This is a genomic window from Mycobacterium colombiense, assembly GCF_001672755.1.
GTDB lineage: Bacteria > Actinomycetota > Actinomycetes > Mycobacteriales > Mycobacteriaceae > Mycobacterium > Mycobacterium colombiense_C.
Map to the genome: position 1 here is coordinate 1 of NZ_LZKI01000056.1, position 22,974 is coordinate 22,974.

Sequence of the window (22,974 nt, forward strand, 5' to 3'; positions counted from 1 at the left end):
GAGCTGCCTGGATGCGGTGGACGGCGGTGCTGTTGTGTGCGTGCCTGGTCAGCGCGCCGCCTGTCGCCCGGCCACTCGGTCTCGCCGGTTTTTGTGGACGAGCGCACCGGCTGGGGAAGCGTGGCAAAACCACCTGCTGAAGCGGTGTAAACTGCTGGTCGCAGCTCGTTCGCGGGCTGACTTCGCGCGTCTGCATCGCGTCTCTGGTTCCACTAGGAGAACGCAATCGTATGCCGGGCGGTCCCGTCCAACGACGGGTCCGGCATCGCAGCAGCCGCCAGGGCCCGGCCTCAACCCGATGCCAGGCGACAACCGACACAAGTAAGGCACAACCATGGCCGTCGTAACCATGAAGCAGCTGCTCGACAGCGGCACCCACTTCGGGCACCAGACCCGTCGCTGGAATCCCAAGATGAAGCGGTTCATCTTCACCGACCGCAACGGCATCTACATCATCGACCTGCAGCAGACCCTGACCTTCATCGATCAGGCGTACGAGTTCGTCAAGGAGACCGTCGCCCACGGCGGCAGCGTGCTGTTCGTCGGCACCAAGAAGCAGGCGCAGGAGTCCGTCGCCGCCGAGGCGACCCGCGTCGGCATGCCGTACGTGAACCAGCGCTGGCTGGGTGGCATGCTGACCAACTTCTCCACCGTGCACAAGCGCCTGCAGCGCCTCAAGGAGCTCGAGGCGATGGAGCAGACCGGTGGCTTCGAGGGCCGCACCAAGAAGGAAATCTTGATGCTGACCCGCGAGAAGAACAAGCTGGACCGCAGCCTCGGCGGTATCCGCGACATGGCCAAGGTGCCGTCGGCCATCTGGGTCGTCGACACCAACAAGGAGCACATCGCCGTCGGCGAGGCCCGCAAGCTCGGTATCCCGGTCATCGCGATCCTGGACACCAACTGCGACCCCGACGAGGTCGACTACCCGATCCCGGGCAACGACGACGCGATCCGTTCGGCCGCGTTGCTCACCAAGGTGATCGCCTCGGCGGTCGCCGAGGGCCTGCAGGCCCGCGCCGGAGTCGGCCGCGGCGACAAGCCCGAGGCCGAGGCCGCCGAGCCGCTGGCCGAATGGGAGCAGGAGCTGCTGGCCGCCGCTACCACCACCGCCCCCACCGAAGCCGCTGCGGGCACCCCCGAACCAACCACTGAATCCTCATAGGAAGGCTGACCATTGGCGAACTTCACCGCTGCCGACGTCAAGCGGCTTCGGGAACTCACCGGTGCCGGCATGCTCGACTGCAAGAACGCGCTGGCCGAGAACGACGGCGACTTCGACAAGGCCGTCGAGGCGCTGCGCATCAAGGGAGCCAAGGACGTCGGTAAGCGCGCCGAGCGCGCGACGGCCGAGGGTCTGGTCGCGGCCCAGGGCGGCGCGCTGATCGAGCTGAACAGCGAGACCGACTTCGTCGCCAAGAACGCGGAGTTCCAGGCGCTGGCCGACCAGATCGTGGCCGCGGCCGTGTCGTCGAAGGCCGAGGACGTCGACGAGCTCAAGGCCGCCACCGTCGGTGACAAGACCGTCGAGCAGGCGATCGCGGAGCTGTCGGCCAAGATCGGCGAGAAGTTGGAGCTGCGTCGCGTGGCGAACTTCGACGGCACCGTCGAGACCTACCTGCACCGGCGGGCGGCCGACCTGCCCCCCGCGGTCGGCGTGCTGGTCGAGTATCAGGGCGCGGACACCGAGGCCGCCCACGCGGTCGCGCTGCAGATCGCCGCGCTCAAGGCCCGCTACCTGTCCCGCGACGACGTGCCCGACGACGTGGTGGCCAGCGAGCGCCGCATCGCCGAGGAGACCGCCAAGGCGGAGGGCAAGCCGGAGCAGGCCCTGCCCAAGATCGTCGAGGGCCGGCTGAACGGCTTCTTCAAGGACGCGGTGCTGCTCGAGCAGCCGTCGGTGTCCGACAGCAAGAAGACGGTCAAGGCGCTGCTCGGCGACGCCGGCGTCACCGTGACGCGGTTCGTCCGCTTCGAGGTGGGTCAGGCCTGATTCAGGCCTGACCGCCCGGCACCGATGCGGCCCGGGCCGCGAGCAAGGCGGGAAACCTCCCGATGGCACGGGTCCGCGGGTTAGCGTCAGTGCCATGCGACACGTGCACGCGTTCGGCGACGATGCCCTTGGCGATCTGGACGCGGTCGGCCTGGCCGATGCCCTCAAGTCCGGCCAGGTCGGCAGGGCCGAGGTGGTCGAGGCCGCGATCGCGCGCACCGAGGCCGTCGACCCGCTGCTGAACGGGTTGGCGTACGCCGCTTTCGAGCAGGCGCGGGCGGCCGCGGCGGACCCTCCGAGCGGTTACTTCGCCGGCGTCCCCACGTTCATGAAGGACAACGTCGACGTCGCCGGGCAGCCCACGATGCACGGCACGGACGCGTGGACGAGCTGGAATGCCGTCGCGGACAGCGTCTTCACCGACCTGTTCCTGGCCACCGGGCTGACCCCCATCGGCAAGACGCAGCTGTCCGAGTTCGGGTTCAGCGCGTCGGCCGAGCATCCGCGGCTGGGCCCGGTCCGCAACCCGTGGGACACCGACTACACCGCCGGCGCGTCGTCGTCGGGTTCGGGCGCGTTCGTCGCCGCCGGTGTGGTGCCCATGGCGCACGCCAACGACGGCGGCGGTTCGATCCGGATTCCGGCCGCCTGCAACGGGTTGGTCGGGCTCAAACCGTCGCGTGGGCGGCTGCCGCTGGACCCGACGCTGCGCCGGATGCCGGTCGGCGTCGTAGCAAATGGGGTGGTGAGCCGTTCGGTGCGCGACACCGCGGCCTTCTACCGCGAGGCCGAGCGGATCTGGCGCAACCCCAAACTGGCGCCCATCGGGGACGTCACCACGCCCGGCCGGCAGCGGTTGCGGATCGCGGTGCTCACCCGGTCGATACAGCGCGAAAGCAGTCCTCAGGTGCGGGAGTTGACGCTGAAGTCCGCGGGCCTGCTCGAGGAGCTGGGCCACCGCGTCGAACACATCGACCAGCCCCCGGTCGCCGGCAGTTTCGTCGACGACTTCGTCATGTACTGGGGATTTCTGGCGCTGGCCCAGGTGCGCGGCGGGCGGCACATGTTCGGCGCGACATTCGATCGCAGCAAGCTGGACAGCCTGACCCTGGGCCTGCTGGGGCACACCAGCCGCAACCTCCATCGCCTTCCGATGGCGATCGTGCGCCTGCGGCGGGCGCGCAGGCGCACCGCGCGGTTCTTCCGCACCTACGACGCCGTGCTCACGCCGACCCTCGCCGACGAGACACCCCGCATCGGGTTCCTGGCGCCCACCGATTACCAGCAGGTGATCAGTCGGCTGATCGACTGGGTCTCCTTCACCCCGCTGCACAACGTCACTGGCGAGCCCGCCATCTCGCTGCCGCTGGCGCGGTCCGCCGACGGTATGCCGGTGGGCATGATGCTGTCGGCCGACGTGGGCCAGGAGTCCCTGCTGCTCGAATTGGCCTATGAGCTCGAAGATGCCCAGCCGTGGGCGCGCATTCACGCCGCCGGGTGATCGGACCGAGGGGCGCGCTCGCGGCTAGTCGGAGCCGAGTTTCTCGAGCATCCTTTTGAATTCGCGCTGCTGAGGTTCGGTGAGCTTGGCCAGGATGCGGGCGTCGGCGCCGCGGACCGCTCCTTCGGCGCGCTTGAGCAGGGCGCGGCCCTGGCCGGTCAGGTTGGCCGGGAGCGCGCGCCCCGAGGACACCGACGACGGGCGTGCCACCGCTCCGAAATCTTCGAGCTTGCGCAGCACCGTGTTCATCGCCTGCGGAGTGACGTTGGTGTGACGGGACAGCTCGGCGCTCGACATGCCCGGGAACGTCGAAAGTATGCGCAGGCAAACGAATTCGGGCAGGGTCAGGCCCAGCGGGCCCAGCGCGGTGGCAACTTCCGGTCGCAGCACCGCTCCCACCCGATAGAGCAGGTAACCCAGCGGAGCATCGTCGGCCTGAATCATGTCAACGATATTGACATATTTCCGCCGTGCCGTTGCGCACATTGTTCAGACCGTGATTGTCCGCGCCGCAACGGGGTAACCGACCGGTTACCCGCAGCGTTGCGCACACGAGGAGGTTCGATGCCGAAGACGACGAAAGGCGGCGCGGCGAAGAAGAGCGAATTGCCCAGCACCCTGCAACGTTCCAGCGCCAAGGCCCAACGCACGTTCGCGAAAACCCACGACGCGGCCGCCGACGAGTACGGCAGCGAGGAGCGCGCCCACCGGGTCGCCTATGCCGCGGTCAAGCACAGTTTCGAAAAGGTCGGCGACCATTGGGAGGCCAAGGACGAGAAAGGCCCATCCGACGAGCGGGCCGAGATCGGGGGCCTGCGGCCAACCGGGGAGTCGGCCGAGGGTGTCGATGCCAACGCCAGCAAGAAGCACCTGCTGGACCTGGCCCGCCGCCTCGACATCGCCGGCCGTTCCACCATGAACAAGTCGGAGTTGGTTGACGCGATCAAGAAGCACAACCGTCGGGTGCGGGGTCGCTGAGGGTCGCGTGGCACTGCGAAACCGCTGTCGGCTGCGCAGCTTTCGGCTCGCCGGCCGCTTCCGGCATTTCCGCGGCGGGGGCGGTTTAGGCGCCGGGTTACCGGGCACCCCGCCTGCCATGGTTGCGTCCACGACTCCCAGCCAACTTCGCCAGTGCCTCAGCGATGTGGACTTCCCGGCGAACAGAGAAGACCTGCTCAGCGCGGCCGAGCGCAACGGGTGCGACGGCGAGACCGTCCGCGCCCTGCGTGCGGTTCCGCCGGAGACCTACGCCAACGTCGCCCAGGTCGCGGCGTCGGTCACCATCGCCGACGACCGCGACGTCTCCGACCGGACCAAAGGCGCGGTGCGTCGCACCCACACCCAGCCCGGCCGGGCCGAAAGCGCGAAGGACATCCCCACCCAGAGCTCGATCGTCGACGAGTTGGGCGAAAATCGCGGCTCGTGAGTACCGCTGCGGGATAACGGCTTTCGCTAGAGTATCGGTCGTCCGCCGGTCACGGCCACCCGCGCCCCAGAGATGTAACTCGCGTCGTCGGAGGCCAACAGCACGTAGACCGGCGCGAGCTCGGCCGGCTGCCCGGCGCGTCCCAGCGGAACGTTGTCGCCGAATGATTCCACGCTGTCCGGCGGCATGGTCGACGGGATCAACGGTGTCCATATCGGCCCGGGTGCCACACTGTTAACGCGAATACCCTTGTCGCCCAACAGCTGTGCCAGGCTGGCCGAGAAATTGGCGATGGCCGCCTTCGTCGCCGCATACGGCGCAAGGGTGGGATTGGGTGTATCGGAATTGACCGACGAGCTGCCGATGATCGACGAGCCCGGTCTCATGTGCGGCACGGCCGCCTTCGCAAGGTAGAAATACGCGCCGATGTTGAGGCGGAACGTGTACTCCCACTCCTCGTCGCTGATCTCGTCGAGACTTTTGCGCATCATCTGGTAGGCGGAGTTGTTGACCAGGATGTCCACTCCGCCCAATTCCTGCACTGCCCGGTCGACGACCGCGCGGCAGTGCGCAGGGTCGGAAAGGTCGCCGGGCACGAGGACGCATGTGCGGCCGGCGTTGGCGACGTAGCGGGCGACCTCGCGCGCGTCGTCGTCCTCGTTGAGGTAGGCGATCAGGACGTCGGCGCCCTCCCGTGCGAACGCGATCGCAACCGCGCGCCCGATGCCGCTGTCCCCGCCGGTGATGATCGCCTTTTTGCCCAGCAGTTTGCCCGAGCCCTGGTAACTGTTTTCACCACAGTCCGGAATCGGGTCCATCTGCGCCTGCACGCCGGGGACGGATTGTTGTTGCGCCACAAAGCCCATGCGATTTCCTCTACGGATTGTTCGGGTGATTCATAATTTGGCCGAGCCGGGCACATGGCCGCCCTTTCCGGCCACCGCTTTACGATTCGCGCGGCGCCGGGCCGGCCGTCGGGGCATCCGGGTCGTCGTCGGCCGGCGGCTCCGGGTCACGCCATTCCTCGCTGCGGCTGGAACGATTTCCGCGGATCGTGCCTTCCAATTCTCCCTTGAGCGCGTCGTCCTCGCGTGCCCCGTGCTTGGAGTTTCCACGTTCCACCTGACTGCCCCCTCTGCGGCTGTCTCGGCTTGCCCACGCTGACATGCCGATTGCCAGGTGAAGGCCTCACCGCACCGACTACCCGCCCGCACACCACTTAATCGACGACGATCGGCTGTGAGTATTGGTACAGGTGTTATCTACTGGTGCGAAAGGTGCTGTCCAAGAATGCAATCCATTTCGGTGGCTAACCGGGCGATATAGCCGCTTCGGAGCCCACAAATGTTTGAAGCGTTGGTCGGATGGCTATTTGCTGCATATATGTGTCTGCCCTTCGGGGGGCAATTGTTCTACACGAAAGGAATGAACAATGAAGGTCACCAAGTTCGCTGCGACGGCTGCCGCTGCCGGGGGTATAGCGGCCGCAAGCGTATTCGCGGCGACGCCCGCATCTGCTGCGCCCAACATTCAGGGCTTCGGCGCCAGCGAGCAACTCGTCGACGGGCCGCTCGTCACCAACTACACGGTGAGCAACTTGCAGCCCAGCAACGTCGCTATCCCCGGCTACACGCCGAAGGGGACGCTGTACCAGGCTGACATCACCGCCAGGTCGGACGGCGGGCTCGTCACCCCGATGGTCAACGACTTCATCGCCCGCGGCCCCAACGGCCAGAACTACCGGGTGATCGACAAGGTTGGGGCCCCGAACGGGCTCAACCCGGCACCCATCGCGCAGGGCAACGAGTCAACCGGCACGCTGTACTTCGATGTGACCGGTGCGCCGCCGAACGGCGTCGTCTACAACGACGGCATGCAGGACATCCTGATGTGGACGTCCAACGCGCAGGGTGGCTCGGCGCCCGGCGCGCCGAGCAGCCCGGCACCGGGTGCCCCGCCGGCGCCTGCGCCGGCCCAGGCCTAAACCGGTCGTGAAATCGCCCCGCGCCACGCCACGTGCCGCGGGGCGATTTGCGTCTGGGCGAATCGTGGGCGCCCGAATCGGGTATGCGACAGGGCATGAGTAATCCGGATCACAGAGCGGCGCCGATACGCGCTCAAGCGAAGCGGCACGCCGAAGATGCCCGCGAGGCAATAGAGGAACGTCGCAGCAAGCTGAGCGGCGGGCTGAGCGGCTGGGTGGCCGAGCGGGCCGCGAAGTGGGATCTCTCCGGCCAGGACGAGACCGCCCTGCAGCGACAGAAGTATCTGTGGAATGTGCTGGTGGACTATTGGTTTCGGATGGAGATCGACGGCTGGGAGAACATCCCGGAGTCCCCACCCGCGCTGCTGGTGGGGATTCACTCCGGGGCCCCGTTTGTCTGGGATGCCTGGACCGTCGGCCTGCAATGGTGGCGGCGGTTCGGCCAGGAGCGCACCCTGCACGGCACCGCGCACGATGCGCTGATGGCGATTCCGCTGTTCGGAAGGTACTTCCGGTCGATGGGGGTGCTGCCGGCGGCCCCAGACGCCATTGCCACCGCGCTGGCCGAGGGGCGTGACGTGGCGCTGTGGCCCGGTGGGGAAGTGGACTCACTGCGCCCGTGGACGGAGCGCGATCAGGCCAACCTGGCGGGGCGGACCGGCTTCGTCAAGATGGCGATTCGTGCGGGTGTGCCGATCGTGCCGATCGCCACAGTCGGCGGCGCCGACGCGATGCCGGTATTGATCCGTGGCGACCGGCTGTCGAAGGCGCTACGCCTGGACCGCATCCTGCGGCTCAAGGTGTTTCCATTGGCTGTTTCGCTGCCGTGGGGGATCGCGCCGGCGGCGCTGCCGCAGCTGCCCCTGCCGGCCAAGATCAGAACCCGGTTCATGCCCGCCGTCGAACTCGACAACGATCCCGCGCGGGCCGACGACGACCAATACGTCGACCGCAAATACCGCGAGGTGCAGGATGCCATCCAGGAAGGAATGGATGCGCTCGCGCGCAGACGTGCATTCCCGTTGTTCGGCTAGCGACACACCAAAAGCGTTGTGGCCCAAAGGGTTTAGGTGCCCGAGACCTCCGGGTCCGGGCGACTCGGCGCGGGCGTTGTGGTCGAGGCCCAGATCGGAGTCAGCGTCGAGTCGGCGGCCACCCATTCCGGTTGCGGGGGCGCCGCCCGGTAGCCGACGCCCCGGACGGTGTCCACCAGAAACTGGTGGCGGGCGCCCAGCTTGGCGCGCAGCCGCCGAATGTGCACGTCGACCGTGCGGACCTTGCCGGTGGTGTCGTAGCCCCACGCCTCCCGCATCAACCGGGTCCGGGTGAATGCCTGACCGGCATGCTGGACAAGGAAATTCAGCAATTTGAACTCGGTGAGGGTCAGGCCAAGGTCGTTGCCGTCGAGTGTCGCGGTGAAACTGGCCGGATGCAGCAGGAGGCCGCCGAATTTCACAGTGCCGTCGCCCACGCTGCGCCTGCGTCCGATGGCAAGGCGCATGCGTGCCTGCAGTTCTTCGGCACCGGTGCCGGGCAGCATCACGTCATCGAAATTGCAGTCGACATCGACGGCCGCACAATCCGCCGGGGCAACCAGGGCCACCACCGCGGTGCCGGGGTTGTCGGTCATCAGTCGATGGCTGACGGCCTGTGCCACCGCCATATTGCTGCGCGCGTCGATGATCGCGATGTCGGCCGTGGCGAAATGCCCGTCGGGTTCGGTCGCCAAGGTGATGCGGCGCATCGGCTGCGCGAACGTCGCCAAATCCGGTAGGGCCGATTCGAAATCGTCCTCATCGGTGAGCACCACCACGTCCAACGACTAACTCCAAACTCGCGACGTCCCTGCTTCCCCCCGGTCCGTAGGCACCTCTGCGGAGATGTCTTACAGATGTCTTACAGCGCTACGCCTGGATACCCGTCCTGTTCGAAATTAAGCAGACTGGTTGCGCGCGCCGAGAAACGTGAGAAAAGCGGTGGGCCCGGCCCGTTTCCACGGACCGGGCCCACCGATTACAGCGCGCTACTGATTGTTCTTCTGGCGCTCTTCGGCCGCCTTGGCGCCACCGCGCGCGGCTTCCGCTTCGGCTTCCTTCTTGGCCGCGTCGCGCTGCGCGTCGGCCTTGTCCTGCTGCGCCTGGCCCTCACGGGTGAGGTCATCACGACCGGCCACCGCGCCTACGGCCTCCTTGGCCTTGCCTTTGACGTCCTCGACGACGCCCTTCACAGCTTCGGCAGGTCCCGACTTGTTTTCTTCAGCCATGGAAGTACTCCTCCTCGTTGGCGTACTGCGAGCGATTCCCGCTCAACGGCGATCGCGTGCGATCGATCCGGTCATACGGCGAGGCCGGTCCTTATTGCTTAAGACCGCATATTTCTGCCGCGTTGATCCGTGTTCCCATGCCGCCCGTCGCTCAAACGCGGGTGCGAGGAGGCACACTGGCCACTCTATTCCGGTACCGGGAGACTCGAAAATTGGTCCGGTGAGCCAACTATGCGCATAATGCACCCCGCCGACGTCGCATTGTGCTGCGATGAGGCAGGATGTGAAATGCCGTTCCGGGATCTTGATCGCCTGGGATGGCACTCTCATGCGAGGAGTCTGATGACGGAGTCCAGGGAGCCCCAAGTCGCCGGCTCGGCGGCTCCGAACCCGGAGCCGACAACCAGCAGCAACGGCGTATCCGGCCAGCCACTGAGCCGCGCCAGGTATTCGCGAGTGTTGCTCAAGCTCGGCGGCGAGATGTTCGGCGGCGGCCAGGTCGGCCTGGATCCCGATGTCGTGGCGCGGGTGGCGCGGCAGATCGCCGAGGTGGTCCGCGACGGTGTCCAGGTCGCCGTGGTGATCGGCGGGGGCAACTTCTTCCGGGGCGCGCAGCTTCAGCAGCGCGGTATGGAACGCACCCGGTCGGACTACATGGGCATGCTGGGAACCGTGATGAACAGCCTCGCGCTGCAAGACTTCCTGGAGAAGGAAGGCATCGTCACCCGGGTCCAGACCGCGATCACCATGGGCCAGGTGGCCGAGCCCTATCTGCCGTTGCGTGCCGTACGTCACCTGGAGAAGGGGCGGGTGGTGATCTTCGGGGCCGGCATGGGGCTGCCCTACTTCTCCACCGACACCACCGCCGCGCAGCGGGCCCTGGAGATCGGTGCCGAGGTGGTCTTGATGGCCAAAGCGGTCGACGGCGTGTTCGACGCGGATCCGCGGCAGCACCCCGATGCCGAATTGATCGCCGCGATCAGTCACCGTGAGGTGATCGACCGCGGGCTACGAGTGGCCGATGCCACCGCGTTCAGCCTGTGCATGGACAATGGCATGCCGATCCTGGTGTTCAACCTGCTGACCAATGGCAATATCGCCCGGGCGGTCGCTGGTGAGAAAATCGGGACTCTGGTCACCACCTGAGCGGAAACGCGATGACTTGCGCGTGCGAGGATGCGCAGCGCAGCAATGAGGAGGAGCGGCGCACATGATCGACGAGGCTCTCTTCGACGCGGAAGAGAAAATGGAGAAGGCCGTGGCGGTCGCCCGGGACGACTTGTCGACCATCCGGACCGGGCGCGCCAACCCGGGCATGTTCTCGCGGATCGTGATCGACTACTACGGCACGGCCACGCCTATCACGCAGCTGGCCAGCATCAACGTGCCCGAGGCGCGTCTCGTCGTCATCAAGCCCTACGAAGCCAGCCAGGTGGGCGCGATCGAGACCGCGATCCGCAATTCCGACCTCGGCGTCAATCCCACCAACGACGGCACCCTGATCCGGGTGGCCGTGCCGCAGCTCACCGAGGAACGTCGCCGTGAGCTGGTCAAGCAGGCCAAGAGCAAGGGTGAGGACGCCAAGGTCTCGGTGCGCAACATCCGCCGCAAGGCGATGGAGGAGCTGCATCGCATCCGCAAGGACGGCGAGGCCGGCGAGGACGAGGTCGGCCGGGCCGAAAAGGACCTGGACAAGACCACGCATCAATACACCACCCAGATCGAAGAGCTGGTCAAGCACAAAGAAGGCGAACTGCTGGAGGTCTAGTGACCTCAGCAGCGAAGTTCATCCAGGCCAGTGGCAACCCCAGAACCCGGCGCAGGCGATCCGCCCGAGAATTCGTCGCGCGCCGCCAAGGAGACGATCCAGCAGCCGGCCAAGAAGACGTCGCGCGCCGGACGTAACCTGGGCGCCGCCATCGCGGTGGGCACCGGTATCGGCGGCGTCCTGGTCGTGACGCTGGTGTTCGCGCCGCGCTTCTGGGTTCCCATCGTCGCCCTGGCCATCGTGGTGGCCACCCACGAAGTGGTTCGGCGGTTGCGTGAAGCCGGCTACGTCATACCCGTCATCCCGCTGCTGGCCGGGGGCCAGCTCACCGTCTGGCTGACCTGGCCGTTCCACGCCGCGGGCGCACTGGCCGGCTTCGGCGTCACCGTGGTGGTCTGCAACGTGTGGCGGCTGTTCATGCAGGACAACCGCAAACGGCCCGAGCCGTTCGACGGCTCGCCGTCGGCTAACTACCTCAGGGACGCCTCGGCCACCGTGTTCCTGGCCGCGTGGGTGCCGCTGTTCGCGTCCTTCGGCGTGCTGCTGGTCTACCCGCACGACGGCGCCGGGCGGGTGTTCTGTCTGATGATCACCGTCGTCGCCTCCGATACCGGCGGATATGCCGTGGGGGCGCTCTTCGGCAAGCACCCGATGGTGCCCGCGATCAGCCCCAAGAAGTCCTGGGAGGGATTCGTGGGTTCCCTGGTGTTCGGCATCACCGCGGCGACGCTGACGGCGACCTTCCTGGCCGGCAAACCGTGGTGGATCGGCGCGCTGCTGGGCGTCGTCCTGGTGCTGACCTGCACCCTTGGCGATCTGGTGGAGTCGCAGGTCAAGCGCGACCTGGGCATCAAGGACATGGGCCGGCTGCTACCCGGCCACGGCGGCCTGATGGATCGGCTCGATGGCGTCCTGCCGTCGGCGGTCGCCGCCTGGACGGTGCTGACACTCGTTCCCTAGGCAGTCCCGAACGTGACCGATACTGGACAGGTCATGGTTCAACAATTGGTGTTCTCCGAGCCGCGGCGCGGCAAGCCGCCGCGGCATCTGGCCGACCTCGATGAGGACGGCCGCGCGTCCGCCGTCGCGGAGCTGGGCCTGCCGGCGTTTCGCGCCAAGCAGCTGGCGCATCAGTACTACGGCCGGCTGATCGCCGATCCGCGGCAAATGACCGACCTTCCCGCGGGCTTGCGCGACGCCATCGCCGAGACGATGTTCCCGATCCTGCTCACCGCGGCCTCCGAGGTGACCTGCGATGCGGGCCAGACCCGAAAGACGTTGTGGCGGGCCCTCGATGGGGTCACCGTCGAGTCGGTGCTGATGCGCTATCCGCAACGCAACACCGTGTGCATCTCGTCGCAGGCCGGCTGCGGCATGGCCTGTCCGTTCTGCGCGACGGGCCAGGGCGGGCTGACCCGCAACCTGTCGACGGCCGAGATCCTCGAGCAGGTGCGCGCCGGCGCCGCAGCGCTGCGCGACGACTTCGGGGACCGGCTGTCCAACGTGGTGTTCATGGGCATGGGGGAGCCACTGGCCAACTATGCCCGCGTGCTCGCCGCGGTGCGGCGCATCATCGCCGCGCCGCCGCACGGTTTCGGCATCTCGGCCCGCTCGGTGACGGTGTCGACGGTGGGCCTTGCCCCCGCCATCCGCAAACTCGCCGACGAACGGCTCGGCGTCACGCTGGCGCTGTCGCTGCACGCGCCCGACGACGAACTGCGCGACACGCTGGTGCCGGTCAACAACCGGTGGAAGATCACCGAGGCCCTCGACGCCGCGCGGTATTACGCCGACGTCACCGGGCGGCGGGTGTCGGTGGAGTACGCGTTGATCCGAGATGTCAACGACCAGCCTTGGCGCGCGGACCTTTTGGGGCAGCGGCTGCATCGTGCGCTGGGGCCGCTGGTGCACGTCAACCTGATTCCGCTCAACCCGACGCCGGGAAGTGCGTGGGACGCGAGCCCCAAGCCGGTCGAGCGGGAGTTCGTCCGACGGGTCCGCGCCAAAGGGGTGTCATGCACCGTGCGCGACACCCGCGGACGTGAGATCAGCGCCGCCTGCGGGCAGCTGGCCGCCGAGCGCGGATGAACCGGGACGGCGACGCGCACGTCTTAAAGGCATAACGCCAGCAAACGGGGGTGCGCCATGATTCGCCTGTTCTCTCCGCTCAGGTTGTTTGCCGCGGCGGTTCTCGCCGTGGCGTTGATCGTCGTGCTGGGCGGCGCGCCACGCGCGCTGGCCGCCGACGACCGGCTGCAGTTCACCGGGACAACGCTGAGCGGTGCGCCGTTCAACGGCGCCGGTTTGCAGGGCAAGCCCGCGGTGCTGTGGTTCTGGGCGCCGTTCTGCCCGTTCTGCAACGCCGAAGCCCCCGGCGTCAGCCGGGTGGCGGCCGCCAATCCAGGCGTCACGTTCGTCGGGGTGGCCGGGCACTCGGACGTCGGCGCCGAACAGACCTTCGTCTCCAAGTACGGCCTGAATTTCACCAACCTCAACGACGCCGACGGATCCATCTGGGCCCGCTACAACGTCCCCTGGCAGCCCGCGTACGTGTTCTACCGCGCGGACGGCAGCTCGACGTTCGTCAACAACCCGACCTCGGCGATGTCGCAGCAGGAGCTCTCCGATCGGGTCTCCGCCCTGAGGTCCTGACTTGGCGGACCAGGGTCTGGTCGGCCTGGCCTTCGCCGCCGGATTGGTCGCCGCGCTGAACCCGTGCGGATTCGCGATGCTGCCCGCCTATCTCCTGCTGGTGGTGCGCGGCCAGCGTGCCGGGGCGTCGTCGGGGGTGGCGGCCGCCGGGCGGGCGCTGGCGGCCACTGTCGGGATGGCGCTGGGCTTCCTGACGGTGTTCGGCGTGTTCGGCGCCCTGACCGTCTCGGCGGCCACGACCGTGCAGCGATACCTGCCCTACGCCACCGTGGTCGTCGGCGTGGTCCTGATCGGGCTCGGGGTGTGGCTCCTGTCGGGCCGTGCGCTGTCGGCGCTGACCCCGCGATCGTTGGGGCCGCGGTGGGCTCCCACCGCCCGACTGGGCTCCATGTACGGCTATGGCATCAGCTACGCGCTCGCCTCGCTGTCATGCACCGTCGGCCCGTTTCTGGCCGTCACCGCCGCCGGCCTGCGCGGGGGATCGATCGCCACCGAGGTGGCGATCTACCTCGCCTACAGTGCGGGGCTGACGCTGGTGGTCGGGGTGCTCGCGGTCGCTGCGGCGACTGCGAGCTCGGCGATGGTGGAAAGGCTGCGCCGCATGCTCCCGTTCGGCAACCGGATCAGCGGCGCGTTGCTGGTGCTGGTCGGGCTGTATGTGGCCTATTACGGCAGCTACGAGGTGCGCCTGTTCGGCGCGAACGGCAACCCGCAGGACGCGGTGATCAGCGCGGCCGGGCGGCTGCAGGGCGCGGTGGCCGGCTGGGTGCATCAGCACGGGGTGTGGCCGTGGGTGATCGCCGTGGTCGCGCTGGCGGTCGTCGTGATCGGCGGCGCCTGGCATCGCCGGGCCCACCGCTAGGGCAAGACGGGGTGGCGGCTACCTGATCCAGCCGCGGCGGCGGCCCCACAGGTCGCGGATCAGCGCGACGAGGATCAGCGCCGCGAACCCGATCAGGAACCAGTTCTCGATGTGGCCGACGTGGTTGCCGCGCAGCATCGCCAGCAGGAATCCGAAGCCGATCAGGCCGGCAATGTGCCAGGTCCGGTGGTTGATCCTGCTCCAGCCCCACGCTGCCGACGGCACCTCGACGTCGTCGACGCCGTTGAAGCGCTCCACCTCGGTACTGGCCACGGCGAATCCCCTTCGGATCGGATTGGCTTGTCGAACCCAAATTCTGGCATACCGCCGGCGGGCTTGCGGGGCATGGCCCGCGTCGGCGCCGGGCGGCACAATGAGTGGGTGACCAACCTGACGATCGATGGGCGAACGCGGGACCGCCTGCGCGTGCTGGTGCTGGGCAGCACCGGCTCCATCGGCACCCAGGCGCTGGACGTCATCGCCGCCAACCCGGACCGTTTCGAGGTGGTCGGTCTGGCCGCGGGCGGCGCCAACCTGGACACGTTGTTGCGGCAGCGCGCCGAGACCGGTGTGACCAACATCGCGGTCGCCGACGAGGGCGCGGCGCGGCGGGCCGGCGACGTCCCGTTTGCCGGTCCCGAAGCGGCGACGCGGCTGGTGCAGGAGACCGAGGCCGACGTCGTGCTCAACGCGCTGGTGGGGGCGTTGGGGCTGCGGCCCACGCTGGCCGCGCTGGAATCGGGCGCCCGGCTGGCCCTGGCCAATAAGGAATCGCTGATCGCCGGTGGTCCGCTGGTGCTGCGGGCCGCCGAGCCGGGGCAGATCGTTCCGGTCGACTCCGAACACTCCGCGCTGGCGCAGTGCCTGCGCGGCGGGGGCCCCGACGAAGTCGCCAAGCTGGTGCTGACCGCATCCGGCGGCCCGTTCCGTGGCTGGACGGCCGCCCAGCTCGAGGACGTCACCCCGGAGCAGGCGGGCGCCCACCCGACGTGGTCGATGGGCCCGATGAACACGCTGAACTCGGCCTCGCTGGTCAACAAGGGGCTGGAGTTGATCGAGACCCACCTGCTGTTCGGCATCCCGTACGACCGCATCGAGGTGGTCGTGCACCCTCAGTCGATTGTTCATTCGATGGTCACGTTCGTGGACGGCTCGACCCTTGCCCAGGCCAGCCCGCCGGACATGAAACTGCCGATCTCGTTGGCCCTGGGCTGGCCGCAGCGGGTCCCCGGCGCGGCCGCCAGCTGTGACTTCAGCACGGCTTCTAGCTGGGAATTCGAGCCGCTGGACGACGACGTTTTCCCCGCCGTCGAGCTGGCCCGGTACGCCGGGCAGACCGGTGGCTGCATGACCGCCGTCTACAACGCGGCCAACGAGGAGGCGGCGGAGGCGTTCCTCGCGGGCCGGGTCGGGTTCCCCGCGATTGTCAAAACCATCGCCGACGTGCTGCACGCCGCCGACCAATGGGCCGTTTCACCCGCTAACGTGGATGAGGTACTCGACGCGCAGCGCTGGGCACGTGACCGGGCGCAGCGTGCCGTCGCGCAAGCCCAGCCCGCCAAGGTGTCAGCAAAAGCCTCCGGAGTGGTGTGAGAAAGGTCCTCGCAGCCAAATGATGTTCGTCATCGGCATTGTGCTGTTCGCACTGGCCATCCTGATCTCGGTGGCCCTGCACGAGTGCGGGCACATGTGGGTCGCGCGCGCAACCGGCATGAAGGTGCGGCGCTATTTCGTCGGCTTCGGGCCCACCCTGTGGTCGACCCGGCGCGGTGAAACCGAGTACGGCCTCAAGGCCGTTCCGCTGGGCGGCTTCTGCGACATCGCCGGCATGACCTCGGTGGAGGAGCTGGCGCCCGACGAGACCGAGCGCGCCATGTTCAAGCAGAAGGTCTGGAAGCGGGTCGCGGTGCTGTTCGCCGGCCCCGCCGCGAACTTCATCATCTGCCTGGTGCTGCTCTACGGCATAGCGCTGATCTGGGGGCTGCCGAACCTGCATCCGCCGACCCAGGCGGTTGTCGGCGAAACCGCTTGTGTGGCACCGGAAGTGGCGCCCGGCAAGATCGCGGACTGCACCGGGCCCGGTCCGGCGGCGCTCGCCGGAATCCGGCCGGGTGACGTCATCGTCAAGGTGGGCGACACCCCGGTGTCGACCTTCGAGGACATGGCCGCCGCCATCCGTAAGGCGCATGGCAACGTCCCGATCGTCGCCGAGCGCAACGGCGCCACGATCACCACCTACGTCGACGTCACCACCACCCAGCGCTACCTGACCGCCGGGACCAACGGGCAGGGCGGCCAGCAGCAACCCTCGACGGTCGGCGCCATCGGCGTCGGCGCCGTCAAGGTCGCGCCCACGCACTACGGGGTGTTCACGGCGATCCCTGCCACCGTCGCCTTCGCCGGTGACCTCACCGGCGAAGTGGGCAAGGCGCTCGTCGCGATCCCCACAAAGGTCGGCGCGCTGGTGCACGCCATCGGCGGCGGGCAGCGCGACCCGCAGACGCCGATGAGCGTCGTCGGCGCCAGCATCATCGGCGGCGACACCGTCGACCACGGGTTGTGGGTGGCGTTCTGGTTCTTCCTGGCCCAGCTGAACCTCATCCTGGGTGCGATCAACCTGGTGCCGCTGCTGCCCTTCGACGGCGGCCACATCGCCATCGCGGTGTTCGAGAAGATCCGCAACCTCGTCCGGTCGGCCCGCGGCATGGTCGCGGCCGCGCCGGTGAACTACCTCAAACTCATGCCCGCGACGTACGTCGTGCTGGTGTTCGTGGTCGGCTACATGCTGCTGACCGTGACCGCCGATCTGGTCAACCCGATCAGGCTCTTCCAATGACGAAACCGAAGGAATCAACACAGTGACCATTGGCCTGGGCATGCCGCCGACTCCGGCGCCCACGCTCGCTCCCCGGCGTACCACGCGCCAACTGATGGTCCGCGACGTCGGGGTTGGCAGCGAGTATCCGATTTCGGTGCAGTCGATGTGCACCACCAAGACGCATGACGTCAACACGACGCTGCAGCAGATCGCCGAGCTGACCGCAGCCGGCTGCGACATCGTCCGGGTGGCCTGCCCGCGTCAGGAGGACGCCGACGCGCTGGCCGAGATCGCCCGGCACAGCCAGATCCCGGTCATCGCCGACATCCACTTCCAGCCCAAGTACATCTTCGCCGCCATCGACGCGGGGTGCGCCGCGGTGCGGGTAAACCCCGGCAACATCAAGGAATTCGACGGCCGGGTCGGCGAGGTCGCCAAAGCGGCCGCAGCGGCGGACATCCCGATCCGCATCGGCGTCAACGCCGGCTCGCTGGACAAGCGGTTCATGGAGAAGTACGGCAAGGCCACCCCCGAGGCGCTGGTCGAGTCCGCGCTGTGGGAGGCCTCGCTGTTCGAGGAGCACGGCTTCGGCAACATCAAGATCAGCGTCAAGCACAACGACCCGGTGGTGATGGTCGCCGCCTACGAACAGCTGGCCGCGCAGTGCGATTACCCACTGCATCTCGGGGTCACCGAGGCCGGTCCGGCCTTCCAGGGCACCATCAAGTCCGCGGTCGCCTTCGGCGCGCTGCTGTCGCGCGGCATCGGCGACACCATCCGGGTGTCGCTGTCGGCGCCGCCGGTCGAGGAAGTCAAGGTCGGCATCCAGATCCTCGAGTCGCTGAACCTGCGGCCGCGCGGGCTGGAGATCGTGTCGTGCCCGTCGTGCGGTCGCGCCCAGGTCGACGTGTACACGTTGGCCAACGCGGTGACCGCCGGCCTGGACGGTCTGGACGTGCCGCTGCGCGTCGCCGTGATGGGGTGCGTCGTCAACGGTCCGGGGGAGGCCCGCGAGGCCGACCTCGGTGTCGCGTCGGGAAATGGCAAGGGCCAGATCTTCGTTCGCGGCGAAGTCATCAAGACCGTGCCCGAAGCGCAGATTGTCGAAACGTTGATCGAAGAGGCAATGCGGATCGCCTCGGAGATGAACAGTGGTAACGGGCCGGAAACAACATCCAGCGGTTCACCTGTTGTCACCGTAAGCTGATAAACGCCAGCGCCGGTCTAAGAGTTCGCACCACAGAGAGTTCGCCATATGTCGGCTCCGCCCCTGTTCCGCCTTGTCGGTGAGCGACGGGTGTCCGTGGTGCGTGACGCGGCCGCGGTCTGGCGGGTGCTCGACGGCGATCCCGTCGCGTCCTGCATGGTCGCCGCCCGCGTGGCCGACCACGGCATCGACCCCAATTCGATCGGCGGCGAACTGTGGACGCTGCGCGGTGCCGACGAATCGCTGTGCTTCGCCGGCGCCAACCTGATCCCGCTGCGCGGCGCGCCGGCCGACCTGAGCGCGTTCGCCGACGAGGCCATGCGCGGAACGCGGCGCTGCTCTTCGCTGGTCGGCAGGGCCGATTTGGTGATGCCGATGTGGGAGCGGCTCGAGGCGGCCTGGGGCCCGGCCCGTGACGTGCGCGACCACCAGCCGCTGCTGGCGTTGTCCACCCACCCCAGCTGCGAGCTGGACCCCGGTGTGCGGCAGGTGCGGCCCGAGGAGCTGGACGCCTACCTGGTGGCCGCCGTCGACATGTTCATCGGCGAAGTGGGCGTCGACCCGCGGCTCGGCGACGGCGGCCGAGGCTACCGGCGGCGGGTGGCCAGCCTGATCACGGCCGGGCGGGCCTGGGCGCGGTTCGAGCACGGCCAGGTCGTCTTCAAGGCCGAGGTGGGCTCGCAGTCCCCGGGGGTGGGCCAGATCCAGGGGGTGTGGGTGCACCCGGAGTGGCGCGGGCTGGGCCTGGGCACCGCCGGCACCGCGACGGTCGCCGCGGTGATCGTCGGCACCGGGCGCACCGCCAGCCTCTACGTCAACGACTTCAACACGGTGGCCCGCGCCGCTTACGCCCGAGTGGGGTTCACCGAGATCGGCACCTTCGCGACGGTGCTGCTCGACTAGCGGCCGCGGCCTGCCTCCGCCCGGCCAGCGCCCGGCTGGCCGGGCGCTGGGCTGTGGCTGCCCGGCTGGCCGGGCGCTCGAACTCGAGCGATCTCCTGCGTGACATAACGGTTGGGTCTCGGTGTGTCGGCGCCCCTGTTCAGGCCGCAGTTCTTAACATTTGCAACGATGGCAACTAGAACCACAATGGCCTCATCCGCCTCAGGCTTGCTGCTGCTCGCGGTCATCGTCCTGTCCGGATGCACACCGCGGCCCGACGGGCCTGGCCCGGCGGCGGAGAAGTTCTTCCGCGCCCTGGCCATTGGCGACACCGCAACGGCCGCGCAACTCAGCGACAGCCCCAATGAGGCCCGCGAGGCGCTCAACGCGGCCTGGTCCGGCCTGCAGGCATCGCATCTTGACGCGCAGATCCTCAACGCCAAGTACGCCGAGGACAGCGGCACCGTCGGCTACCGCTTCACCTGGCACCTGCCCAAGAACCGGACCTGGACCTACGACGGCCAGCTGCGGATGGCGCGCGACGAGGGGCACTGGGCGGTGCGGTGGACCACCACCGCGCTGCACGCCAAGTTGGGCGAGCACCAGACCTTCGCGCTGCGGGCCGACCGGCCGCACCGCGCGTCGGTGAACGAACTCGGCGGCAGCGATGTGCTGGTGCCCGGCTACCTGTACCACTACACGCTGGACGCCACGCAGGCCGGACCGGCCCTGTTCGGCACGGCCCACGCGATCGTCGACGTGCTGCACCCCTTCAACGGGGCCCTCAACGACCCGCAGCTGCTCGCCGAGCAGGCCAGCTCGACGCCTCACCCGGTGGACCTGGGCGTGACGCTGCACCCCGACGACAACGACAAGGTGTCCCCGCTGGTCGGGCATCTGCCCGGCGTCGTGGTCACCCCCCAACCCGAAATGCTGCCCACCGACCCGCATTTCGCGCCTGCGGCCATCGCCGCGGTGAAGAAGGCCGTAGTCGACCAACTCGACGGCCAGGCGGGCTGGCGGGTGGTGAGCGTCAACCAGAACGGCGTCGAGGTCGAGGTGCTGCACGAGGTCGAAGGGTCGCCGGCGCCGTCGGTGTCGATCACTCTGGACCGGGTCGTGCAGAACGCCGCCCAGCGCGCTGTCGACAACAAGGGCGGCAAGGCGATGATCGTGGTGATCAAGCCGTCGACAGGGGAGATCCTGGCGATCGCGCAGAACGGCGGGGCCGACGCGGACGGTCTGCCCGCCACCAACGGCCTGTTCCCACCCGGGTCGACCTTCAAGATGATCACCGCCGGCGCGGCCGTCGACCGCGACATGGCCACGCCGAACTCGATGCTCGGCTGCCCGGGCCACCTCGACATCGGGCATCGCACCGTGCCCAACTACGGCGGCTTCGACCTCGGCGTCGTGTCGCTGTCGCGCGCGTTCGCCAGTTCGTGCAACACCACCTTCGCGGAGTTGAGCAGCCGGATGCCGCCGCGCGGCCTGACCCAGACGGCCGCGCAATACGGCATCGGCCTCGATTACACGGTGGACGGCGTCACCACCGTGACGGGGTCGGTGCCCCCGACGGTGGACCTGGCCGAACGCACGGAGGACGGTTTCGGCCAGGGCAAGGTGCTGGCCAGCCCGTTCGGCATGGCCCTGGTGGCGGCGACGGTCGCCGCCGGCAAGACACCCGTGCCCCAACTGATCGTGGGGCGGCAGACGGCGGTCCAGGGGGACACGACGCCGATCAGCCCGAAGATGATCGATGCGCTGCGGCCGATGATGCGCCTGGTGGTGACCAACGGGACCGCCAAGGAGATCGCCGGCTGCGGCGAGATCTACGGGAAGACCGGTGAGGCCGAATTCCCGGGCGGATCGCACTCCTGGTTCGCCGGGTACCGCGGCGACCTGGCCTTCGCCTCGCTGATCGTCGGAGGCGGCAGCTCCGAGTGGGCGGTGCGGATGACCAAGTTCATGTTCGAGGCGCTGCCGCCCAACTTCCTGGCCTAGCGCCCCGGGCCCGCATCAGCGGTAAATTGCGAACATGACCGATACCGGCGGCGACATGGTGGCCTTGCGGGTGTCCGACGCCGACCGCAACGGCACGATGCGGCGACTGCACAACGCCGTCGCGCTCGGGCTGATCGACATCGACGAGTTCGAGCAGCGCTCGTCGCAGGTGTCCTACGCGCGCACCCGCGGCGAGCTGGACGGGGTGGTCGGCGACCTGCCGGGACCGGGCGCCATCGTCACCTCCGCGGCCGACCGGGTGGAACTGCGCGGCTGGGCGGGTTCGCTGAAGCGCCACGGCGAGTGGACGGTGCCCACCCGCCTGGCCCTGGTCCGCCGCCTGGGCTCGGTGGAACTCGACCTCACCAAGGCGCGGTTCGCGGGCCCGGTGGTGGTCATCGAACTCGACATGAGACTCGGATCGGTGGAGATTCGATTGCCCGACGGGGCCAGCGCGTCGATCGACGACGTCGAGGTCTATGTGGGCAGCGCCAGCGACCGGCGCAAAGACCCGCCGGGTGAGGGCAGGCCGCACGTGGTGCTGACCGGCCGGGTGGTGGGCGGCTCGGTCAACATCCGGGGACCGCGCCGGGCGCTGTTGCGCCGCCCTCGGCCCTGATCGCTTGGCCGCCCTTCGGTGAGTGTGCGATGAGGGCGGGCAAACTCGCGAATTCCCGCCCTACAGACACAATCAGCGCCACTGACGCACATTCGACGCCCAGTCGGGCCGCGCCGGACCGCGGTTAAGCTGGTCGCATGCCTGCTCGCACCGCGCTTTCCCCCGGAGAGTTGTCCCCGACTCTGCCGGTGCCTGGCCGCATCCCGCGGCCCGAATACGTCGGCAAGTCCACGGCCCAAGAGGGCAGCGAACCATGGGTGCAGACACCCGAGGTGATCGAGAAGATGCGCGTCGCCGGCCAGATCGCGGCCGCCGCGCTGGTGGAGGCGGGCAAGGCCGTCGCACCCGGGGTGACCACCGACGAACTGGACCGCGTCGCCCACGAGTACATGGTCGACCACGGCGCCTACCCCTCCACGCTGGGTTACAAGGGCTACCCGAAGTCGTGCTGCACGTCGCTCAACGAGGTCATCTGCCACGGGATCCCCGACTCGACCGTGATCGAGGACGGTGACATCGTCAACATCGATGTCACCGCCTACATCGACGGTGTGCACGGCGACACCAACGCGACCTTCCTGGCCGGCGACGTCTCCGAGGAACACCGGCTGCTGGTGGAGCGCACCCGGGAGGCGACGATGCGCGCCATCAACGCCGTCAAGCCCGGGCGTGCCCTCTCGGTCGTCGGCCGCGTCATCGAGTCGTACGCAAACCGGTTCGGCTACAACGTCGTTCGCGACTTCACCGGGCACGGCATCGGCACCACGTTCCACAACGGCCTGGTCGTCCTGCACTATGATCAGCCGTCGGTGTCCACCGTCATGCAACCGGGTATGACGTTCACCATCGAACCGATGATCAACCTCGGCGCCCTGGACTACGAGATCTGGGACGACGGCTGGACCGTGGTCACCCGCGACCGCAAGTGGACCGCGCAGTTCGAGCACACCCTGCTGGTGACCGACACCGGCGTCGAAATCCTCACCCTGCCATGA

General features: G+C 68.2%; 26 protein-coding genes. 20 read left to right on the top strand and 6 right to left on the bottom strand.

Going from position 1 to position 22,974, the window contains the following annotated elements; all coding sequences use genetic code 11:
- The first annotated feature begins 334 nt into the window (after positions 1-334).
- From rpsB to A5708_RS07310, 3 genes are all read left to right on the top strand, one after another.
- Complete coding sequence (gene rpsB / locus A5708_RS07300) at positions 335-1,165, top strand: 30S ribosomal protein S2 (protein WP_065027980.1); 831 nt, start codon at positions 335-337, stop codon at positions 1,163-1,165.
- 12 nt (positions 1,166-1,177) lie between these two features.
- On the top strand, positions 1,178-1,993 hold the full coding sequence (gene tsf, locus A5708_RS07305) for a translation elongation factor Ts (protein ID WP_065027981.1): 816 nt from the start codon (positions 1,178-1,180) through the stop codon (positions 1,991-1,993).
- A gap of 94 nt (positions 1,994-2,087) precedes the next feature.
- On the top strand, positions 2,088-3,494 hold the full coding sequence (locus A5708_RS07310; RefSeq protein ID WP_065027982.1) for an amidase: 1,407 nt from the start codon (positions 2,088-2,090) through the stop codon (positions 3,492-3,494).
- 24 nt (positions 3,495-3,518) lie between these two features.
- On the opposite strand, the gene A5708_RS07315 is transcribed toward A5708_RS07310, so the two are convergent.
- Positions 3,519-3,938 (bottom strand): MarR family winged helix-turn-helix transcriptional regulator, encoded by a 420-nt coding sequence (locus A5708_RS07315; protein WP_065027983.1) that lies wholly within the window; start codon positions 3,936-3,938, stop codon positions 3,519-3,521.
- Between the two features lie 120 nt (positions 3,939-4,058).
- On the opposite strand from A5708_RS07315, the gene A5708_RS07320 reads away from it, so the two are divergent.
- Both A5708_RS07320 and A5708_RS07325 read left to right on the top strand, forming a co-directional pair.
- Entirely contained in the window at positions 4,059-4,472 is a 414-nt protein-coding gene (locus A5708_RS07320) for a ChaB family protein (RefSeq protein ID WP_065027984.1), read from the top strand.
- A gap of 118 nt (positions 4,473-4,590) precedes the next feature.
- Positions 4,591-4,920 (top strand): DUF2795 domain-containing protein, encoded by a 330-nt coding sequence (locus tag A5708_RS07325; RefSeq protein WP_065027985.1) that lies wholly within the window; start codon positions 4,591-4,593, stop codon positions 4,918-4,920.
- Positions 4,921-4,946: 26 nt separating this feature from the next.
- Here the strand turns inward: A5708_RS07325 and A5708_RS07330 are convergent, their stop codons facing one another.
- Both A5708_RS07330 and A5708_RS27165 read right to left on the bottom strand, forming a co-directional pair.
- Entirely contained in the window at positions 4,947-5,786 is an 840-nt protein-coding gene (locus A5708_RS07330; protein ID WP_065027986.1) for an SDR family oxidoreductase, read from the bottom strand.
- A 79-nt stretch (positions 5,787-5,865) separates the two neighbouring features.
- Entirely contained in the window at positions 5,866-6,042 is a 177-nt protein-coding gene (locus tag A5708_RS27165; RefSeq protein WP_196772558.1) for a hypothetical protein, read from the bottom strand.
- Positions 6,043-6,352: 310 nt separating this feature from the next.
- Between A5708_RS27165 and A5708_RS07335 the strand changes: the two genes are divergently transcribed.
- Together A5708_RS07335 and A5708_RS07340 are read left to right on the top strand one after the other, a co-directional pair.
- The gene (locus tag A5708_RS07335) at positions 6,353-6,904 is read left to right on the top strand and encodes an MPT63 family protein (protein ID WP_065027987.1); all 552 of its coding nucleotides are present in this window, start codon (positions 6,353-6,355) and stop codon (positions 6,902-6,904) included.
- Between the two features lie 95 nt (positions 6,905-6,999).
- A complete protein-coding gene (locus A5708_RS07340; protein WP_081292854.1) occupies positions 7,000-7,938 on the top strand; it encodes a lysophospholipid acyltransferase family protein in 939 nt (312 codons plus the stop codon).
- A 32-nt stretch (positions 7,939-7,970) separates the two neighbouring features.
- Here A5708_RS07340 and A5708_RS07345 read toward each other — a convergent pair whose 3' ends face one another.
- Both A5708_RS07345 and A5708_RS07350 read right to left on the bottom strand, forming a co-directional pair.
- Positions 7,971-8,723, bottom strand: coding sequence for a winged helix-turn-helix domain-containing protein (locus tag A5708_RS07345; RefSeq protein ID WP_065027988.1), 753 nt, complete (start codon positions 8,721-8,723; stop codon positions 7,971-7,973).
- A 204-nt stretch (positions 8,724-8,927) separates the two neighbouring features.
- Entirely contained in the window at positions 8,928-9,167 is a 240-nt protein-coding gene (locus A5708_RS07350) for a CsbD family protein (protein WP_064954449.1), read from the bottom strand.
- Positions 9,168-9,509: 342 nt separating this feature from the next.
- Here A5708_RS07350 and pyrH point away from each other — a divergent pair, with 342 nt between their 5' ends.
- From pyrH to A5708_RS07380, 6 genes are all read left to right on the top strand, one after another.
- Positions 9,510-10,313, top strand: a complete 804-nt coding sequence (gene pyrH / locus A5708_RS07355) for a UMP kinase (RefSeq protein ID WP_065027989.1) — start codon at positions 9,510-9,512, stop codon at positions 10,311-10,313.
- A gap of 64 nt (positions 10,314-10,377) precedes the next feature.
- Positions 10,378-10,935: a ribosome recycling factor gene (gene frr, locus A5708_RS07360; protein ID WP_007775283.1), complete on the top strand. Its 558-nt coding sequence runs from the start codon at positions 10,378-10,380 to the stop codon at positions 10,933-10,935.
- Positions 10,936-10,965: 30 nt separating this feature from the next.
- Positions 10,966-11,895 carry a phosphatidate cytidylyltransferase gene (locus A5708_RS07365; protein WP_065027990.1) on the top strand — a complete coding sequence of 310 codons (930 nt, stop codon included), beginning with the start codon at positions 10,966-10,968 and terminating at the stop codon, positions 11,893-11,895.
- Between the two features lie 33 nt (positions 11,896-11,928).
- Positions 11,929-13,023 (top strand): 23S rRNA (adenine(2503)-C(2))-methyltransferase RlmN, encoded by a 1,095-nt coding sequence (gene rlmN, locus A5708_RS07370; RefSeq protein WP_065027991.1) that lies wholly within the window; start codon positions 11,929-11,931, stop codon positions 13,021-13,023.
- 57 nt (positions 13,024-13,080) lie between these two features.
- Positions 13,081-13,587 carry a protein disulfide oxidoreductase gene (locus A5708_RS07375; RefSeq protein WP_065027992.1) on the top strand — a complete coding sequence of 169 codons (507 nt, stop codon included), beginning with the start codon at positions 13,081-13,083 and terminating at the stop codon, positions 13,585-13,587.
- Between the two features lies 1 nt (position 13,588).
- Positions 13,589-14,449: a cytochrome c biogenesis CcdA family protein gene (locus tag A5708_RS07380; RefSeq protein ID WP_065027993.1), complete on the top strand. Its 861-nt coding sequence runs from the start codon at positions 13,589-13,591 to the stop codon at positions 14,447-14,449.
- Positions 14,450-14,467: 18 nt separating this feature from the next.
- Here A5708_RS07380 and A5708_RS07385 read toward each other — a convergent pair whose 3' ends face one another.
- Positions 14,468-14,722 carry a DUF2631 domain-containing protein gene (locus A5708_RS07385; RefSeq protein WP_064877912.1) on the bottom strand — a complete coding sequence of 85 codons (255 nt, stop codon included), beginning with the start codon at positions 14,720-14,722 and terminating at the stop codon, positions 14,468-14,470.
- 108 nt (positions 14,723-14,830) lie between these two features.
- On the opposite strand from A5708_RS07385, the gene dxr reads away from it, so the two are divergent.
- The 7 genes from dxr (at position 14,831) to map (ending at position 22,974) form a co-directional block, all read left to right on the top strand.
- A complete protein-coding gene (gene dxr / locus A5708_RS07390; protein ID WP_196772559.1) occupies positions 14,831-16,042 on the top strand; it encodes a 1-deoxy-D-xylulose-5-phosphate reductoisomerase in 1,212 nt (403 codons plus the stop codon).
- A gap of 19 nt (positions 16,043-16,061) precedes the next feature.
- On the top strand, positions 16,062-17,285 hold the full coding sequence (locus A5708_RS07395) for a M50 family metallopeptidase (protein ID WP_065027995.1): 1,224 nt from the start codon (positions 16,062-16,064) through the stop codon (positions 17,283-17,285).
- 22 nt (positions 17,286-17,307) lie between these two features.
- Entirely contained in the window at positions 17,308-18,474 is a 1,167-nt protein-coding gene (gene ispG / locus A5708_RS07400; RefSeq protein ID WP_065027996.1) for a flavodoxin-dependent (E)-4-hydroxy-3-methylbut-2-enyl-diphosphate synthase, read from the top strand.
- Between the two features lie 48 nt (positions 18,475-18,522).
- On the top strand, positions 18,523-19,377 hold the full coding sequence (locus A5708_RS07405) for a GNAT family N-acetyltransferase (RefSeq protein WP_065027997.1): 855 nt from the start codon (positions 18,523-18,525) through the stop codon (positions 19,375-19,377).
- A gap of 168 nt (positions 19,378-19,545) precedes the next feature.
- The gene (locus tag A5708_RS07410; protein ID WP_065027998.1) at positions 19,546-21,360 is read left to right on the top strand and encodes a penicillin-binding transpeptidase domain-containing protein; all 1,815 of its coding nucleotides are present in this window, start codon (positions 19,546-19,548) and stop codon (positions 21,358-21,360) included.
- 34 nt (positions 21,361-21,394) lie between these two features.
- The gene (locus A5708_RS07415) at positions 21,395-21,979 is read left to right on the top strand and encodes a DUF1707 SHOCT-like domain-containing protein (protein ID WP_065027999.1); all 585 of its coding nucleotides are present in this window, start codon (positions 21,395-21,397) and stop codon (positions 21,977-21,979) included.
- A 137-nt stretch (positions 21,980-22,116) separates the two neighbouring features.
- The gene (gene map, locus A5708_RS07420) at positions 22,117-22,974 is read left to right on the top strand and encodes a type I methionyl aminopeptidase (protein WP_065028000.1); all 858 of its coding nucleotides are present in this window, start codon (positions 22,117-22,119) and stop codon (positions 22,972-22,974) included.